The sequence below is a fragment of the Altererythrobacter sp. Z27 genome (genome assembly GCF_052683155.1).
The window spans coordinates 540,159-556,794 of sequence record NZ_JBQYMC010000001.1 but is presented as its reverse complement, the minus strand read 5'-3'; the positions used below and the strand labels follow the sequence as shown (position 1 = coordinate 556,794).

Annotated in this window: 14 protein-coding genes and 1 tRNA gene; 11 read left to right on the top strand and 4 right to left on the bottom strand. The window is 62.1% G+C overall.

The window, feature by feature from the left end; translation table 11 throughout:
• The first annotated feature begins 71 nt into the window (after positions 1-71).
• From ACUJ47_RS02785 to ACUJ47_RS02775, 3 genes are all read left to right on the top strand, one after another.
• Positions 72-596 carry a hypothetical protein gene (locus tag ACUJ47_RS02785; RefSeq protein WP_445536934.1) on the top strand — a complete coding sequence of 175 codons (525 nt, stop codon included), beginning with the start codon at positions 72-74 and terminating at the stop codon, positions 594-596.
• Positions 597-672: 76 nt separating this feature from the next.
• Positions 673-1,722 (top strand): amidohydrolase family protein, encoded by a 1,050-nt coding sequence (locus ACUJ47_RS02780; RefSeq protein ID WP_445536933.1) that lies wholly within the window; start codon positions 673-675, stop codon positions 1,720-1,722.
• A gap of 106 nt (positions 1,723-1,828) precedes the next feature.
• The gene (locus tag ACUJ47_RS02775) at positions 1,829-2,815 is read left to right on the top strand and encodes an NAD(P)H-dependent flavin oxidoreductase (RefSeq protein ID WP_445536932.1); all 987 of its coding nucleotides are present in this window, start codon (positions 1,829-1,831) and stop codon (positions 2,813-2,815) included.
• Here ACUJ47_RS02775 and ACUJ47_RS02770 read toward each other — a convergent pair.
• From ACUJ47_RS02770 to ACUJ47_RS02760, 3 genes are all read right to left on the bottom strand, one after another.
• On the bottom strand, positions 2,812-3,336 hold the full coding sequence (locus ACUJ47_RS02770; RefSeq protein WP_445536931.1) for an AHH domain-containing protein: 525 nt from the start codon (positions 3,334-3,336) through the stop codon (positions 2,812-2,814). The two genes, ACUJ47_RS02775 and ACUJ47_RS02770, sit on opposite strands and share 4 nt — an antisense overlap.
• A 5-nt stretch (positions 3,337-3,341) precedes the next feature.
• Complete coding sequence (locus ACUJ47_RS02765) at positions 3,342-4,175, bottom strand: hypothetical protein (RefSeq protein WP_445536930.1); 834 nt, start codon at positions 4,173-4,175, stop codon at positions 3,342-3,344.
• A 113-nt stretch (positions 4,176-4,288) separates the two neighbouring features.
• Positions 4,289-4,774, bottom strand: coding sequence for a flavodoxin family protein (locus ACUJ47_RS02760; RefSeq protein WP_445536929.1), 486 nt, complete (start codon positions 4,772-4,774; stop codon positions 4,289-4,291).
• Positions 4,775-4,855: 81 nt separating this feature from the next.
• Here ACUJ47_RS02760 and recJ point away from each other — a divergent pair, with 81 nt between their 5' ends.
• From recJ to phoB, 8 genes are all read left to right on the top strand, one after another.
• The gene (recJ, locus tag ACUJ47_RS02755) at positions 4,856-6,643 is read left to right on the top strand and encodes a single-stranded-DNA-specific exonuclease RecJ (protein ID WP_445538842.1); all 1,788 of its coding nucleotides are present in this window, start codon (positions 4,856-4,858) and stop codon (positions 6,641-6,643) included.
• A 62-nt stretch (positions 6,644-6,705) separates the two neighbouring features.
• Positions 6,706-6,780 (top strand) — tRNA-Glu (locus ACUJ47_RS02750).
• A gap of 94 nt (positions 6,781-6,874) precedes the next feature.
• Complete coding sequence (locus ACUJ47_RS02745; RefSeq protein WP_445536928.1) at positions 6,875-8,062, top strand: sensor histidine kinase; 1,188 nt, start codon at positions 6,875-6,877, stop codon at positions 8,060-8,062.
• A gap of 161 nt (positions 8,063-8,223) precedes the next feature.
• Entirely contained in the window at positions 8,224-9,606 is a 1,383-nt protein-coding gene (pstC, locus tag ACUJ47_RS02740) for a phosphate ABC transporter permease subunit PstC (RefSeq protein ID WP_445536927.1), read from the top strand.
• Positions 9,599-10,864 (top strand): phosphate ABC transporter permease PstA, encoded by a 1,266-nt coding sequence (gene pstA / locus ACUJ47_RS02735; RefSeq protein WP_445536926.1) that lies wholly within the window; start codon positions 9,599-9,601, stop codon positions 10,862-10,864. Before pstC ends, pstA begins: the two co-directional genes overlap by 8 nt.
• Before the next feature lie 38 nt (positions 10,865-10,902).
• Complete coding sequence (gene pstB, locus ACUJ47_RS02730) at positions 10,903-11,649, top strand: phosphate ABC transporter ATP-binding protein PstB (RefSeq protein WP_445538841.1); 747 nt, start codon at positions 10,903-10,905, stop codon at positions 11,647-11,649.
• A complete protein-coding gene (gene phoU / locus ACUJ47_RS02725) occupies positions 11,649-12,317 on the top strand; it encodes a phosphate signaling complex protein PhoU (protein WP_354144981.1) in 669 nt (222 codons plus the stop codon). Before pstB ends, phoU begins: the two co-directional genes overlap by 1 nt.
• A gap of 68 nt (positions 12,318-12,385) precedes the next feature.
• Positions 12,386-13,075 carry a phosphate regulon transcriptional regulator PhoB gene (gene phoB / locus ACUJ47_RS02720; protein WP_445536925.1) on the top strand — a complete coding sequence of 230 codons (690 nt, stop codon included), beginning with the start codon at positions 12,386-12,388 and terminating at the stop codon, positions 13,073-13,075.
• 9 nt (positions 13,076-13,084) lie between these two features.
• Here the strand turns inward: phoB and ACUJ47_RS02715 are convergent, their stop codons facing one another.
• Positions 13,085-16,567, bottom strand: a complete 3,483-nt coding sequence (locus ACUJ47_RS02715; protein WP_445536924.1) for an error-prone DNA polymerase — start codon at positions 16,565-16,567, stop codon at positions 13,085-13,087.
• Positions 16,568-16,636: the final 69 nt, after the last annotated feature.

Here is a 16,636-nt window from a genome sequence, read left to right as displayed (position 1 = left end):
GCCTTGATGATTTTCCTTCCCAAACGCGATATGCGATAAACGAGGGTCGGCTGGACGAAGCGGAGGGGATCATGGCACCACGTTTTCTCGGCGCGCTGATGATCGTGGCGCTCGCGCCAACTCTAAGTGCCTGCTGGTATTCCAAGGGGCCTGTAATATTCCAAGCCGGTTCTGTGCAGCCGATCGAGGCAGGGCCCTATCGGTTTCATCCGCAAGGAGAGGACCCGGTCGATGTCGAACTCCAGATGATCCCGGGCGGCGGCTACGTCTACCACAGCGACGATGAAGTGATGTCGCTGTTCGTCCATGAAGCGATGAACGAATGGTATGCGGTGCAATTCGCGGGTGAAGGGTCATTCCTGCTCTTTGCAGTCGCGCATGTCAGTGAGCGCCGCGTCGATTTTTACGACCCGCCATGCGATGAGGAGCTTGGTGCAATCGAAGGTATCGAGCTGGACGGAAGCGATTGCCTTATCACGAGCCGCGATGGCTTGCTGGAGGCAACGCGCATAGTCGCAGGACGGATCGACCAAGGTGTGGAAGTGGAACTGAACAGCTGGGCCGAGCCGAACTGGCCACAGTACGAACCGGAATAGAACCGTTTCGTCTCTTTAGACAGTTTGATCTGTGCAGCTTTGCGGGTGAGATGGGTGGAGTGGAGAGGTGCCTGATATGACCGAAGAAATTCTCGAACCCGACCTGCCGATCATCGACCCGCATCACCATTTGTGGGACTTGCGACCGCTGATGGGAGCCTTTCCCGAACCTCAGCATCCCTTCATCGAGGCACTGGGCGACAACGCCTATTACACGTTCGACGAGCTTCACGCCCACCTGACCAGCGGCCACAATGTAATTGGCACCGTCTTCATGGAGTGCGGCGCATTCTACCGGGCCGATGCGAGCGATGATATGAAGGTCGTCGGCGAAGTCGAGTTCGTGAACGGCGTCGCCGCACAATCAGCCTGCGGGCTTTACGGCCCGCTGCGTGCCTGTGCAGCGATCATCGGACACGCCAATCTCCAATTGGGAGACAAGGCAGCACCCGTGCTCGAAAGGCTGCAGGCCGCCGCGCCCGACCGCTTCCGCGGCATCCGCCATCAGGCCGCGTGGGACGCCGACCCCGAAGTGCTCGGTGCCCCGTTCCACGCCCCGGAAGGCCTCTATCGAGATGCGACTTTCCGGGAAGGCTTCACCCATCTTGGGCGCATGGGCCTGACCTTCGATGCCTGGCTGCTCGAACCGCAATTGCCCGACATTCTCGACCTTGCCCGCGCATTCCCCGACCAGCCCATTTGCCTCGACCATTGCGGGACACCGCTCAATATCGCGAGCTATCACGGCAAGCTGCACGAGCGCTTCGACACCTGGCGGCACAACATCCACGAGCTTGCGAAATGCGAGAATGTGGTCGTCAAGCTCGGCGGGCTCGCGATGGCATTCTGCGGGCTACCCGAGAAGGGCCCGGCGGCAGGCTTCAGCTCCGAAGATCTTGGCGCGATGTGGCGCCCCTATATCGAAACCTGCATCGAAGCTTTCGGTCCTTCCCGGGCGATGTTCGAAAGCAACTATCCCGTCGATTACTGGGGCGCGGATTATCCCGTGTTGTGGAATGCCTTCAAGCGTATCACCCTGGGCGCGAGCGCCGATGAGAAGCGCGCGCTTTACGCGGGCAATGCGGCACGCTTCTACGGCATCGAACATATCCTGCCAGCAGCCTGACGCTACGGCATCGGAACGCTCGGGGGCCTAGCAAAATCAGGGCCTCGACAGCGGCAGCGGCGCTGCCTAATCGATCCGTCAAACAGTGTTTTGAACGGAGTACCCGATGGCCCTTCCTGCACCCTTCGACCGCCTGCGACTTCCGCTGATCGGCTCACCGCTGTTCATCGTTTCAGGCCCCGAACTGGTGATCGCGCAATGCAAGGCAGGGATTATCGGCAGTTTCCCGGCGCTGAATGCTCGCCCGCAATCGCTGCTCGACGAATGGCTGCATCAGATCACAGAGGAACTGGCCAAGCACAATCGCGAGAACCCCGACCGCCCTGCGGCTCCCTTCGCCGTCAACCAGATCATCCATAAGTCAAACGACCGCGTCGACGCCGATATGGCCACTTGCGAGAAGTGGCAGGTGCCGATGGTGATCACTTCACTTGGCGCGCGCGAAGAAGTTTTCCAGGCGGTGCGCAATTGGGGCGGCATCACCATGCATGACGTGATCAACAACCGCTTCGCGCAAAAGGCGATCGAAAAGGGAGCCGACGGCCTGATCCCGGTAGCCGCCGGCGCTGGCGGGCACGCCGGGTCACTGTCGCCCTTTGCGCTGATGCAGGAAATTCGAGAATGGTTCGACGGGCTGGTCGCGCTGTCCGGCTCGATCGCCAATGGCTATTCGATCCTGGCCGCGCAGGCGATGCGCGCCGACTTCGGCTATATGGGCAGCGCCTTCATCGCCACGAAGGAAGCCAATGCCGACCAGCGGTACAAGGACGCAATCGTCGAAGGCAGCGCCGAAGGGATTGTCTACACCAATCTCTTCACTGGCGTTCACGGCAACTATTTGCGCAGTTCGATCGTCTCTGCCGGGCTCGATCCGGACGACCTGCCGGTAAGCGACCCTTCAAAAATGAACTTCGGCAGCGGCGGCAACACCAAGGCCAAGGCGTGGAAGGATATCTGGGGCTCTGGCCAGGGCGTTGGCGCGATCAAACATGTCGGTTCGGTCGAAGACCTCGTGGCCCGGCTTGAACGGGAATACCATGCGGGCAAGGCCGAGCTCGCGGCAAAGTCAGCCTACAAGCCCTGGGCCTGTTAGGTCGCCTGCCATAGGGTCTCGGCCATTGCGTCGAGCTCGCTGAAGTCGAAACCTGTTCCCAGCGGGTCTTTCCGATTGAGCACCATCTTGCGGCGCTCAGACAGCAAGCGGGTGCGAAGCGCGCTTTGCAGCAGTGCCAAGCGAAAGATCGCTTCCTCAAGCACCTCCTCCGGCGCGCGCGCCCTTGAGTAGGACCAGCGATGCTCGATGCACCCTACCCGCTCGATCACGATGGCATTGTACTCGCGGTGAGGGCCACGATGCAGGGGCATGCCAATGCTGGCGGCGCGTTTCTCGGTCGCTGGTAACAGCAAGCCGTTCGCGCGGAAATCATCGAAGCCAACCCGCCGTGTGCCGATGCTCTCGAACATCGCGCCAAAGCATCGCTGTGACAGCAATTGACGCGGCAAGAGATGGTGCCGCTGGAGTGCAGGGTCGTAATCGGGGCATTGCTTGCGATTTACCGCTCGAAAGGGGATGAAGGGACGATTGGCGCGGGCAGTCCCTGAGAAATCCCCCATCCGGTTCAGCCAGTCCAGACGCGGACAAACCTGCCATTGCTTGAGGGTTCAAGTTGCAGCCTTTGGCCATCGGGACCGATAATTTGTTCCATTCGTTCAACCGCGCCAGACAGCACCAACTGGTTCACCAGCCGCACGCCCAGGCGGGTGGCCGCAACCTTGTCTCCCGCAAGAGAGGGTTCGATGCGCAGTTCCTGGCCAATCAGGAATTCGAGCCCGACACTCACCAGCCCGCCATCGAGCGTTTCGCGGAACGCAGTCAGGCCAAGCGCGGGAAAGGCTCCACCTTCAAGCCAGGCAGCAATTGTGGATTCGAAGAAGCGTCTGCCGATCAGGCTCGACGATGGAGGCCAGGCGATTGCTTCAATCGCCTCGAAATGCCGCACCAGCTCGCGCGTGAGCGAAAACATGCTTCGCAATACAGGCAGGCTGGCCTCGCCCCCGGCGAGGTGTGAACCGGGCGTGAGCCGAACCGCTTCGAGGCGGCTTCGACAGATTTCCTCGCGGTAGTCGAATTGATGGTCACACGGGGGGATTTCGAAGCCTGTCCCCGGCAAAAGGCCTGCGATGTCGAATGTAAGCCCTTCGCGCAGCAGTTCCAGCCAGACGAGTTCACCATGGCCTCCCCTATCGTCGTTCGATGGAGTGGCGTGAGTCACCTCCGCTTCACCGACAAGGTGCAGTTGCGCTTGCGATGACGGATCGTGCGTGAGCGAAATTGCCGGATGCGCTTTGACGAAATCGCGTATTGCGGCTCGATCGGGGCGCTCATTGCGCGAAAAGAGTAAGAATACCCCTCGCACGACATGCCGTGCATGGTTGTCCCGGCCATCCGTCATACTTACGACCAGCCGCCCGCTCCTGCCTGCATGCCTAAATTGGATAGTGACTCTATTTTCAGGCGGCGTCGAGTCTTGTTTGCTCCAGATTGGAGGCATTTGACTTTGAAACTTCAATAAATTCCGAGCTCGATACCTTGCGCCAGAGCGGCACCAAGCTCGCTCGCCAAAGCTAGCTGAGCGCTTTCGATGTGCTTTGGCGCCATGATTTCTTCCGGCGTTTGCGCATGGAGGTTGACGATGATCGGATCGGCCACGCGCCGCAATCGCCAGCCAGTGGCAATCCGGTCGATCTGGCGTTGCGCGCCTTCCCCGTCGGACCCTGCGGCAATGATCGTGGCGTAAGCTCGTCCTTCGATCCGGCCGAGAACCGGATAGTAGCAGCGATCGAACATTTCCTTCATCGATCCGCTAATCGATGCGAGGTTTTCAGGGCATAAGAAGAGGTATGCTCGTGCGCCAATGATATCCTCCGGCTGCACTTCGTCGGCTCGCATCAGGCGCGCTGCATCGCCCGCCCCTTGAGCTGCCGCCTCTGCAAGCGCCTCGCTCGCGCCGGTGCGGCTATGCCATGCGATCAGGAGTCTTCCCTCTGCCATCTGCCGCACCAGACTGGCCAAGATGTCGAAAGTCAATCTTGCAGCCTTCTCGCGCTCGCGCCGATCGGGTAGGTATTGGCTATGGCTTCCCGATCGATTTCCCATGTGCTTGGCGTCGCGTCGTCCCTGTCCGGTCGTGCTTGGCATTGGCGCGGAGGCAATATGGAGATCGAACCGGGCGTGGCGGGCCTGGAAGACGATATCCTCACGCAACTGTTGCTGACCCGCGGCGTCACACGCGAAGACCTCGCGCGTAATCTGGCGCCCACCTTGCGCGAATTCCTGCCCGACCCGAGCGAGTTCCGCGACATGGAATCCGCCGCAGAGCGGATAGCCCAAGCAGTGCTGAGCGGCGAGGCGATCACGATCTATGGCGACTACGACGTCGATGGCGCAACCAGCGCGGCCCTTTTCGTCAACTTGCTGCGAGAGCTGGGGGCCGATGCGAACTATTACATCCCCGACCGCTTGCTCGAAGGATATGGCCCCAGCGGTGAGGCGCTGCTCAGGCTGGCAGAAGCGGGTTCGAGCCTGATTGTCACGGTCGATTGCGGCGCGATGGCGCATGAGGCGCTCAAACAAGCGCATGACGCAGGTGTCGATGTGATCGTGGTCGATCACCACAAATGCTCGCCGGAATTGCCGCTGGCGGCAGCCCTGGTGAACCCGAACCGACTGGACGAATCCGACCTCGCCGCCGCTCATGGCCATCTGGCCGCAGTGGGAGTGGCCTTCCTGCTCGCCATCGCATTGGTGAGAACGCTGCGTGAGCGCGGATTCTTCGAGGATCGGCAAGAGCCCAATCTCATGGCGCTGCTCGACCTTGTCGCGCTCGGCACGGTCGCCGATGTCGCGGCGCTTCACGGCCTCAATCGTGCTTTCGTGGCACAAGGGCTCAAGGTCATGTCGCGGCGCGAGCGCATCGGCATGGCCGCCTTGATCGATGCCAGCAGGCTGAAGCGCGCCCCGCAGTGCAGCGATCTTGGCTTTGCATTGGGCCCGCGCATCAATGCAGGCGGGCGCGTGGGCGAATCGACGCTTGGCGTGCGGCTGCTGACCACTTCCGATCCCGATGAAGCGCGCGAGATCGCCGAGCAGCTATCGCAATTGAACGAGGAGCGCCGCGCGATCGAGGCCGAAGTTCAGCAGGCCGCCGAGGCGCAAATGGCCTCGCAGCACAACCGATCGGTCGTCGTGCTTTCAGGCGCAGGATGGCACCCCGGCGTGATCGGGATCGTGGCCGGCCGGATCAAGGAAAAGACCGGCAAGCCAAGCATTGTCATCGCTCTCGATGAAGACAGTGGCACCGGCAAGGGCTCGGGTCGCTCGATTTCCGGCGTGGATCTTGGGGCCGCGATCATCGCTGCACGCGAATCGGGCCTGCTCCTCGCCGGCGGAGGCCACGCCATGGCCGCGGGGCTCACGGTGGAGCGCAGCCAGATCGATCCGCTCGGCGAGTTCCTCGACAATCGGCTCGCACGCGATGTCGGCAGGGCGCTGGAAAGCCAGGCGATCCAGCTCGATCTTGCGGTGGCGCCCGGTGGCCTGACTCCGGACCTGGTCGAAACGCTCGACCGGGCCGGGCCGTTCGGAGTCGGCTGGCCCGGCCCGCGAGTGGCCGTTGGGCCGGTACGAATCGTGAAGGCCGATATCGTCGGGCAAGACCATTTGCGAGTGATCGCCGCAGGAGACGATGGGCGCTCGCTCAAGGCAATCGCCTTCCGCGCGGCCGAGACCGAAATGGCGCAAACGATCCTGCATCGCGCGCAGGGCAGGCGTTTCCACCTCGCAGGCCGGGTCAAGATCGACGATTGGGGTGCACGCCCTCAGGCGGAGCTTCACCTGGAAGACGCGGCCTTCGCGGATTGACGAAAAACTGGGGTTGACCGGAATCACCCGCGCCCCTATTGGCGCGCTCTCGCAACGAGCGTGGCCCCTTCGTCTAGCGGTCAGGACGCGGCCCTTTCACGGCTGAAACACGGGTTCGATTCCCGTAGGGGTCACCACCTCCTTCACATTGTTGTCATAATTTCCCCTCGCGGGGGACAGCGACCTGTTGGCGCTTTCCTTGCCGCGAGGTTCTGGTATGCCCCGCCCGCCATGGACGATCGCCAGCAGCATCCGATTGCGGGAATCCTGATCGCGCTCGCCACCGGGCTTGCGCTGGTTTTGCTGGGTTTCGACGCCTTTATAGCCCTTGGCATGCTGGTGATCTGGATAGGATCGCTCTACCTCGTCAGCAGCAAACCGCCCCAGACCAGCGCTCCCGCGAAGACGGGTATCATCTCGCGCGAGAACATGGGCGAACTGATCGAGCATTCGGCAACTCCCCTGCTTGTGCTTGACCGCGGACGGATCGCAATCGCCAACCGGGCAGCACAAAAGGTTCTGGGCAAGCACGTGATCGGCCAGGATGCGCGCATGGCCTTCCGCCAGCCCGAAGCGATCAAATTGCTGGGAAAGAAAGGCAATGGCGCTGCCATCGTCCGCGGGCTGGTGCGTCGGCGCGATATCTGGCGGATCAACCGCCAGAAGGTGGATGGCGAGCTGTCGGTGATCGAGCTGATCAACCTAACCGCCGAGGCCGACATCAGCCGGGCGCATACCGATTTCGTCGCCAATGCGAGCCACGAACTGCGCACTCCGCTAGCCTCGATCATCGGCTATGTAGAGACGTTGCGCGATGGCGACCTCGATGCGCCGACTACGCAGAAATTTCTCGATACGATCCTGCGCGAAGCGCACCGGCTGCAATCGCTGGTGAGCGACCTGATGTCGCTCTCGCGCGTTGAGGCCGAAAAGCACGACCAGCCGACCGAAGTGATCGATCTCGCGCCAGTGGTCGAACGCGCCGCGCGCGACGCTGCCGGGCATGAGCGCGCCGCACGACTACAATTCGAGATCAAGCAACCCATGCAAATTCAGGGTGATACGCAGCAAATCGAACAATTGGTGCGAAACCTTGTCGACAATGCGCTCAAGTATGGCGAGGCCGGATCGTCGGTCACCGTCGAACTTGCAGAAGCAAAGGACGGCCAGGCCCGCCTGACAGTGTCCGATCAGGGCGAAGGCATCGCCGCCGATCACCTGCCTCACCTTACCCGTCGGTTCTATCGCACCGATCCGGGTCGTAGCCGCGCCTCGGGCGGAACCGGCCTTGGCCTTGCGATCGTAAAGCACATTGTTGAACGTCACCGCGGGCGTCTCGACATCCAGAGCGAACTGGGCAAAGGAACTTCGGTGGTGGTGCGGATTCCGGCCGCTACGAATGAGCCGGACGGAATGTAATGAAACTGTCACATTTCTTTAACATTGGGGCCGTGAGCCATGTGCGAATCCACGCCCGATCGAGGACAGTCCGGGTCTTACGCCAGTTTGAAACACACGCCGCCTAGCCAACCCATTGGCTGCCAGCGCCGGACAGAAGTGCAGGTTTTAACAGTAATCCGATGACTTCGATTACCTTGCTCTTGATCGCCCTCGGGCTTGGCCTTGCGGCCTGGCTCGCCGCGCGCGCGAAAGCGTGGAGCTTCCAGAAAGACGGTGAGCCGCGCCGACTTGCCGCACGCCCCAATTATCACGCATGGTATGTGGCGCTGTGGGTAGTGGTGCCCCTGCTGGCCTTTACCGTCCTGTGGGCGATGATCGAGCCGCAACTGGTGACGAACGCCGTGCTGGCCTCGCCTGCTGCTCAAAACCTGCCGCAATTCGGTTTCGAACGCGATTCGATCCTGGCTGAGGCACGTTCGGTCGCCGCCAGTGGCGGAGCGGTGTTCAATCCGGATTCGGAAGCGCTGGTCGCTCCCTTTGCCGATGCGATCCAGCGGTTCCGCCTGATCGGCATAGCTATCGCTGCGGCGATTGCCCTGCTCACCGGCATTTTCGCCTTCCTCAAGGTCAAGCCGGACTTTGCGGCCCGCACGCGCGTTGAACGCGCCGTCATGGCTATCCTGCTGCTGGCTTCGCTGGTCGCGATCCTCACGACTTTCGGCATTTTCGTCAGCCTCGTGTTCGAGACGATCCGCTTCTTCGGAATGGTCTCGCCGATTGATTTCCTGTTCGGGACGCATTGGGGCCCGGACCCGATGAGCAACCCCGACAATCCGGACCCGAGCCGATACGGCGCGATTCCGCTGTTCTGGGGCACGATCTACATCGGTGCGATCATCGCCATGATCGTGGCCATCCCGCTGGGGCTGATGAGCGCGATCTACCTCACGCAATATGCCAACCCGCGCCTGCGCGCATGGCTCAAGCCCGCGCTGGAGATCCTCGCCGGCGTTCCGACCGTAGTTTACGGTTATTTCGCCGCGCTCACGGTTGCACCGGCAATCCGCGATGCGGCTGTGGCCATGGGCATCGCCAATGCGTCGAGCGAAAGCGCCCTTGCCGCCGGTGTCGTGATGGGTGTGATGATCATCCCGTTCGTGTCCTCCATGGCAGACGATTCAATCGCCGCCGTGCCCAGCGCAATGCGCGATGGCAGCCTGGCACTTGGCGCAACCACGTCGGAAACTATCCGCCGCGTGCTGGTGCCCGCCGCTCTGCCAGGAATCGTCGGCGGCGTGATGCTGGCGATCAGCCGCGCCATCGGCGAAACGATGATCGTCGTCATGGCAGCAGGCGCCGCAGCCAATCTTACTGCCAACCCGCTTGAGGCAATGACGACTGTCACCTTCCAGATCGTTGCCATGCTCACGGGCGAAGGCAGCTTCGACCATCCCGCCACGCTCAGCGCCTTCGCACTCGGCCTGGTCCTGTTCATCGTGACGCTGGGGCTCAATTTCGTTGCCCTGCGCGTCGTCAAGCGGTTCCGCGAAGCATATGAGTGACGCTGTGACATCCACGCATATCGCGCCGACGCGGACCGAGGCGTTTCGCAAGCGCCTCGCCAAGCGCTATGCTGCCGAACGCCGGTTCAAGCTGGCTGGGCTCAGCGCGGTGCTCGTTTCGGTCGCTGTGCTGATCTTCCTGCTGGGCAATATGACTTTCAATGGCGTCGCAGGCTTCCAGCGCGCCGAGCTTGACGTTGCCATCGACTTTCCTGCCTCAGGGATTTCCGGCGACGCCAACAGCCTGAGCGGACCTGGGGCCCTCCAGACGCTGCAGATCCAGGGCCTGCCCGATGTCGTTGCGTTCTACGCGGAGCAATCGCTTGGCAGCGAGGCAGCTGCAGGGATGAGCACCGAGGCATGGCGCGATGTGGCAGCCGCAGTGATCAAGGACCCCTCACTGCTGCAAGGCTCGCATCAGTTCAGCCTTCCGGCAACGGACAACCTTGCCGCTGCGCTCAAAGGCGAAGGCACACCTGAAGACCGGGCGCTGGCGGAGCGGCTTGAGGCGGAAGGCAAGCTGTCTAACAATTTCGACCCCGGTTTCCTTTCACGCGCCGACGCCACAAGCCCTCAGAAGGTGGGTATCTGGGGAGCGCTCAAGGGCTCGATCCTGACCATGATCGTGACCTTGTTGCTCGCCTTCCCGATTGGCGTGTTGGCCGCGCTCTACCTAGAAGAATACGCTCCCAAGAACCGCTGGACCGACGTGATCGAGGTTTCGATCAACAATCTGGCGGCAGTGCCATCGATCATCTTCGGCCTGCTGGGCCTTGCGGTGTTCCTCTGGATATTCCCCAATTTCCGCTCGGCGCCTCTAATCGGCGGCATGACGCTGGCGCTGATGACGATGCCCGTGATCGTGATTTCCGGCCGCAACGCAATCAAGGCCGTACCGCCTTCGATCCGCGACGGCGCGCTGGCGATCGGCGCTTCGCCAGTGCAGGTGGTGTTCCACCACGTCTTGCCACTCGCGCTGCCGGGTATCCTGACCGGGACCATCATCGGCATGGCCCGCGCATTGGGTGAAACCGCACCACTGCTGATGATCGGCATGCGCGCATTTGTGGCGACCCCGCCTGACGGCTTCACTTCGCCTGCAACGGTGCTGCCGGTGCAGATCTTCCTGTGGTCCGACGAGATCGACCGCGGCTTCGTCGAGCGCACCAGCGCTGCGATCATTATCCTGTTACTGTTCCTCTTGGTGATGAACGGCCTCGCAATCTACCTCCGCAACAAATTCGAGAAAAAGTGGTGACTGTAATCCATCCCAATCTGGAGGTCGTCGACCCCAAGATGCGCGCAGTGGACGTTTCGGTCTACTATGGCGACAAGCAAGCGATCGACAATGTCTCGATCGACATTCCCGCGAGCTATGTCACGGCCTTCATCGGCCCGTCGGGCTGCGGCAAGTCGACTTTCCTGCGTGCTCTCAACCGGATGAACGACACGATTCCTTCCGCGCGCGTGGAAGGCACGATCGAGCTCGATGGCGAGGATATCTACCGCTCTGGAATGGACGTTGTGCAGCTGCGTGCGCGGGTGGGCATGGTGTTCCAGAAGCCCAACCCCTTCCCGAAGACGATCTATGAGAACATCGCCTACGGCCCGCGCATCCATGGCCTGGCGGAGACCAAGGAAGAGCTCGACGAAGTGGTCCAGCGTTCGCTGACCCGCGCCGGCCTTTGGGACGAAGTGAAGGACCGGTTGAGCGATTCAGGCACCGCGCTTTCGGGCGGCCAGCAGCAGCGCCTTTGCATCGCGCGCGCAATCGCGGTCGATCCCGAAGTGATCCTGATGGACGAGCCCTGCTCGGCGCTGGACCCGATCGCTACCGCAAAGATCGAGGAACTGATCGCCGAATTGACCGATCGCTATGCCATCGTGATCGTCACCCACTCAATGCAACAGGCCGCGCGCGTCTCGCAGCGCACTGCGTTCTTCCACCTTGGCAAGATGGTTGAATACGGCCACACTTCCGACATCTTCACCAATCCGATCGAAGAACGGACCAAGGACTACATCACAGGACGGTACGGGTAATGGCCGAGCATACAGTCAAGGCATTCGACGAGGACATCACCCGCCTGCGCGGCTTGATCGCCGAGATGGGCGGCCTGGCCGAGGTTTCGATCAACGAGGCGCTCGATGCGCTAGTTCGCGGCGACGAAGTGCTGGCCGACCAGATCGTGGCGCGCGACAAAAAGATCGACGCGCTCGAAATGGAAGTAGACAAGCTCGCCGTGCGCGTAATCGCCTTGCGCGCTCCCATGGCGGACGACTTGCGCGAAGTGATCGCGGCGCTGAAGATCGCCGGCGTGGTTGAACGCATTGGCGACTATTCGAAGAACATTGCCCGCCGTGTGGGTGAAATCCAGGATCGCAAGCGGTTCGAACCGCTGACCTTGCTCCCCGCTATGGGCGAACTGGCTGGCGAGATGGTGCATGACGTGCTTACCGCCTATGCCGCGCGCGACCCTGAACTGGCGCGCGAAGTGATCGCCGCGGACGCCAAGGTTGACGCTTTTTACGACAGCATTTTCCGTAACCTTGTCAGCTACATGGTCGAAAACCCTGCCACTATTTCGAGCGCCGCACAGCTTCTTTTCGTCGCGCGCAATATCGAGCGCATCGGCGACCATGCGACAAATGTGGCCGAGATGGTGCATTTTGCCGCAACCGGGACTTATCCGCCCGATCATGACGACTGACATCATTCTGTCTTGAAAGTGACATAAGGGCAGGAGCCGGAAAGCGCATCTAAGGAGTGAAGCGCCGCATGTCTGCCGCAAAACTGCTCTTGGTCGAAGATGATCCGGCCCTGTCCGAACTGCTCGAATACCGTTTCCGCAACGAAGGTTATGCGGTTCGCTGCACTCCCGATGGCGATGAGGCTTTAATCCTCGCCGCCGAGGACACACCGGACCTGATCATCCTCGATTGGATGATCGAAGGCACCAGCGGGATCGAAGTCTGTCGCCGTTTGCGCCGCGACAAGCAGACAGCGCATGTCCCGATCATCATGCTCACCGCTCGCGAAGCCGAGGATGACCGGGTTCGCGGGCTCGAAACCGGCGCCGACGACTACCTGACCAAGCCGTTTAGCCCGCGCGAATTGCTCGCCCGCGTCGCTGCCGTAATGCGGCGCATCCGCCCTGCCCTGGCCGGCGAAACGGTATCTGTGGGCGATCTCAAGCTCGACCCGGTAGCGCACAAGGTGCAGCGCCGCGGCAAGGATTTGAAGCTTGGCCCGACCGAATACCGGCTGCTCAAATTCTTCATGGAAAGCCCCGGTCGCGTGTTCAGCCGCGGGCAGTTGCTCGATGGCGTGTGGGGCACCAGCAGCGATATCGAACTACGCACGGTCGACGTGCATATCCGGCGCCTGCGCAAGGCGATCGAGCTTGGCGGCGCGAAGGATCCGATCCGCACCGTCCGCTCGGCCGGATACGCGCTCGAAGCGGTCTAACTTTTCCAGTCAGTGAAAATCGCGCGATTTGGGGAGGATGCGCAAATTGCGCGGGTGCCCGCGGTTGGGCGGCGCTCGCTCGCAATGCAAATCCCGGGGACGGATGACTGGCGGATTGCGTCCCGTCAGCGGGCTGCTGACATGGTCGGCACGCGCAACCGGCGAAGTGAGTAGATCATCCGCCAGGCCGTAAAGCGCATCAGTCGCATCGGTCAGGTGCTGTGCGATCACATGGATGACCTCGTCGTCATATTCGACCCGGCCGCGCACCTCCATCAGCCGCGCGCCCATGATCACGCGACGCTGTTTCTCCATCAGGTCAGGCCAGATCACGAGGTTCGTCACCCCGGTCTCATCTTCCAGCGTGATGAAGCACACGCCCTTGGCGCTGCCGGGCCGCTGGCGGATCAGCACCAGCCCGGCGACCTGCACCATGCTGCGAAAATTGCGTTCCCTCAGGTCGCAGGCACGCACAAAGCCGCGCTCGGCCAGCGAAGCCCGCAGGAAAGCCATCGGATGCGCCTTCAGGCTCAACCGCGTCGTCTGGTAGTCATTCACCACTTCCTCGCTAAGCGGCATCGGCGGCAGCAGCGTTCGCGCATGCTCCGCGCCTTCGTCGCGCTCGGCGGCAGCCCGGAACAACGGCAGGTCGGGCGCAGCGATCAGGCTGCGCGCATCCCACAGCGCCTGCCGCCGCGACAGCCCCAGCGACGCGAAGCAATCCGCGCTGGCAAGCCGTTCGATATGCGCGGGCGAGAGCCCTGCCCGCTCGCGCAGCTCGGTCACGTCGCCGAACGCGCCAGCTTCCGCGCGCGCCGCCTCGATCCGCGCCGCAACATGTTCGGGCAGGCCATCTACCTGGCGCAGGCCGAGCCGCATGGCAATGTGCCGGTCGAACCGCCCTTCCCGCGCCTCGCCCGCCGCGCCGACTTCCTCCAGCGTATTGTCCCACATGGAATGGTTCACATCCGCCGGCAGTATCTCGACCCCATGCTCGCGCGCATCGCGCACGATCTGCGCCGGAGCGTAAAACCCCATCGGCTGCGAATTGAGCAGCGCGCAGGCGAAGGCCGCCGGGAAATGGCATTTGAGCCAGCTAGAAACATAAACGAGGTGCGCGAAGCTTGCCGCATGGCTTTCAGGAAAGCCGTATTCGCCGAAACCCTTGATCTGGTTGAAGCAGCGCACCGCGAAATCGGGATCGTATCCGCGCGCGACCATGCGCCCCACCATCATGTCTTCCAGTTCGTGCACCATGCCGCGGCTGCGGAAGGTCGCCATCGCTTTCCTCAGCCGGTTGGCCTCGGCAGAAGAGAACTTGGCCGCGTCGAGCGCGATCTTCATCGCCTGCTCCTGGAAGATCGGCACGCCCAGCGTGCGCGCGAGGATGCTGGAAAGCTCGTCAGGCGGGCCATATTCGGGTGCAGGCGCGGGGATTTGCACCGGCTCCGCCCCCCGCCTCCGCTTGAGATAGGGATGCACCATGTCGCCCTGGATCGGGCCGGGCCGCACGATCGCCACCTGGATGACGAGATCGTAGAACTCGCGCGGGCGCAAGCGTGGCAGCATGTTCATCTGCGCCCGGCTCTCGACCTGGAACACGCCGAGCGAATCCCCCCGGCGCAGCATGGTGTAGGTCTCCGGATCCTCTCGCGGCACGCTTGCCAGCGTCAGTGCGCGGCCATGATGCGCATCCAGCAGGTCGAAGCATTTCTTGATGCAGGTGAGCATGCCCAGCGCCAGCACATCGACCTTGAGGATGCCGAGCGCTTCGATGTCATCCTTGTCCCATTCGATGAAGCTGCGATCGGGCATGGCGCCATTGCCGATCGGCACCGTTTCGGTGAGCGCGCTCTCGGTGAGGATGAAGCCGCCGACATGCTGGCTCAAATGACGCGGCATGCCGATCATCTGTTCGGCCAATCTGATCACGCGCCTCAGGTGCGGGTCGGTGATGTCCATGCCCGTTTCGGCAACGTGCTTCTCGCCAATCTCGCGCCCATAACTGCCCCATACGGTGCGTGCGAGCGCACTGGTGACGTCTTCGCTGAGCCCCATCGCCTTGCCCACTTCGCGGATCGCCATGCGCGGGCGGTAATGGATCACCGTGGCGGTGAGGCCCGCACGATGGCGGCCATATTTGCGATAGATGTACTGGATCACCTCCTCGCGCCGCTCATGCTCGAAATCGACATCGATATCGGGCGGCTCCTTGCGTTCCTCGGAGATGAAGCGATCGAACAGCAGCTGGTGCCGTGCCGGGTCGACGCTGGTGATCTCGAGGCAATAGCACACTGCCGAATTGGCGGCCGAACCGCGCCCCTGGCACAGGATCGGCGGATCGACCCCACGCGCGTAATCGACGATATCCTTGATGGTGAGGAAATAGCGCGCGAGATCGAGCTTGCCGATCAGCGCCAGTTCGCGCTTCAGCGTGCCGCGCACGCTGTCAGGCACGCCTTCCGGATAGCGCCGGTCTGCACCCTTCCATGTCTCGGCTTCGAGATATTGCTGCGGCGTCATCCCATCGGGATGGATTTCCTCGGGATATTCGTAACGCAGTTCGTCGAGGCTGAACTGGCAGGCATCGGCCACTTCGCGCGCGGCCGCAATCGCATGCGGCCAGCGCGCGAACAGGCGTTGCATTTCTTCCGGCGACTTCAGATGCCGCTCGGCATTGGCGGCGAGCAGGTGCCCGGCTCTGGCGACCGTGGTCTTGTGCCTGATCGCGGTCATCACATCCTGCAACGGGCGGCGTTCGGGCGCATGATAATGCACGTCATTGGTTGCCAGCAGGCAAAGGCCATTGACCCGCGCCAAGGCGTCGAGCCGGGTGATCCGCGCCACATCATCCCCGCGATAGAGATAGCTGGCCGCAAGGAAGCGCAATGTCGGCAAACCCGCCGTCAGGTGCGGAAGCAATTCGGCAAAGCTGCCAGAGACCGTTTCCGACAGCTCACGACCGTCAAGCATCACGACATTGCCGGCCCAGGCGGGAATGGTGAAACGCTCCTGCAAATCATCGGGCGGCAACAGGACCAGTTGCACGCCCTCTGCATGTTCAGCGAGCATCGGTAGCGAGATGTCGCAAGCGCCCTTCTCCTGCCATTCGCCGTCGATCGTCGCCATTCGCCCGGCGCTGATCAGCCGGCATAGCCGCCCATAGGCCGCACGATCGACGGGATAGGCAAGGAAGATGAGCCCTTCGATCGTCTCGATCCTAGTGCCGATCACCGGCCGCAGCTTGAGCGCCTTCGCTTCGGTATGGATGCGCACCACGCCAGCCATCGAATTGGCATCGGCAATCCCGATCGCATCGTAGCCGAGCGCGCGAGCCCTGCTCACCAGGTCGACCGCATCGGATGCCCCGCGCAGGAAGCTGAAACAGCTCACCAGCCCCAACTCGACAAAGCAGGCACGCGGTGGCGGCTCGACCGCATCGGGGTCGAGCTCAATCCGGCGTTTGGCAGGTGTCAGCGGTGCATTGGGCATGGTTCACAAGGTCAGCGGCTGAATTCAGCCGAGTATTGTTCACTATATGTTCTTATATAGACTTTCAAC

Bases quoted from the DNA above. Each gene is read 5' to 3' on its own strand.
- ACUJ47_RS02785 (WP_445536934.1), top strand. From the start codon at position 72: ATGGCACCACGTTTTCTCGGCGCGCTGATGATCGTGGCGCTCGCGCCA.
- ACUJ47_RS02780 (WP_445536933.1), top strand. From the start codon at position 673: ATGACCGAAGAAATTCTCGAACCCGACCTGCCGATCATCGACCCGCAT.
- ACUJ47_RS02775 (WP_445536932.1), top strand. From the start codon at position 1,829: ATGGCCCTTCCTGCACCCTTCGACCGCCTGCGACTTCCGCTGATCGGC.
- ACUJ47_RS02770 (WP_445536931.1), bottom strand. From the start codon at position 3,336: ATGGGGGATTTCTCAGGGACTGCCCGCGCCAATCGTCCCTTCATCCCC.
- ACUJ47_RS02765 (WP_445536930.1), bottom strand. From the start codon at position 4,175: ATGACGGATGGCCGGGACAACCATGCACGGCATGTCGTGCGAGGGGTA.
- ACUJ47_RS02760 (WP_445536929.1), bottom strand. From the start codon at position 4,774: ATGGCAGAGGGAAGACTCCTGATCGCATGGCATAGCCGCACCGGCGCG.
- recJ (WP_445538842.1), top strand. From the start codon at position 4,856: ATGGCTTCCCGATCGATTTCCCATGTGCTTGGCGTCGCGTCGTCCCTG.
- ACUJ47_RS02745 (WP_445536928.1), top strand. From the start codon at position 6,875: ATGGACGATCGCCAGCAGCATCCGATTGCGGGAATCCTGATCGCGCTC.
- pstC (WP_445536927.1), top strand. From the start codon at position 8,224: ATGACTTCGATTACCTTGCTCTTGATCGCCCTCGGGCTTGGCCTTGCG.
- pstA (WP_445536926.1), top strand. From the start codon at position 9,599: ATGAGTGACGCTGTGACATCCACGCATATCGCGCCGACGCGGACCGAG.
- pstB (WP_445538841.1), top strand. From the start codon at position 10,903: ATGCGCGCAGTGGACGTTTCGGTCTACTATGGCGACAAGCAAGCGATC.
- phoU (WP_354144981.1), top strand. From the start codon at position 11,649: ATGGCCGAGCATACAGTCAAGGCATTCGACGAGGACATCACCCGCCTG.
- phoB (WP_445536925.1), top strand. From the start codon at position 12,386: ATGTCTGCCGCAAAACTGCTCTTGGTCGAAGATGATCCGGCCCTGTCC.
- ACUJ47_RS02715 (WP_445536924.1), bottom strand. From the start codon at position 16,567: ATGCCCAATGCACCGCTGACACCTGCCAAACGCCGGATTGAGCTCGAC.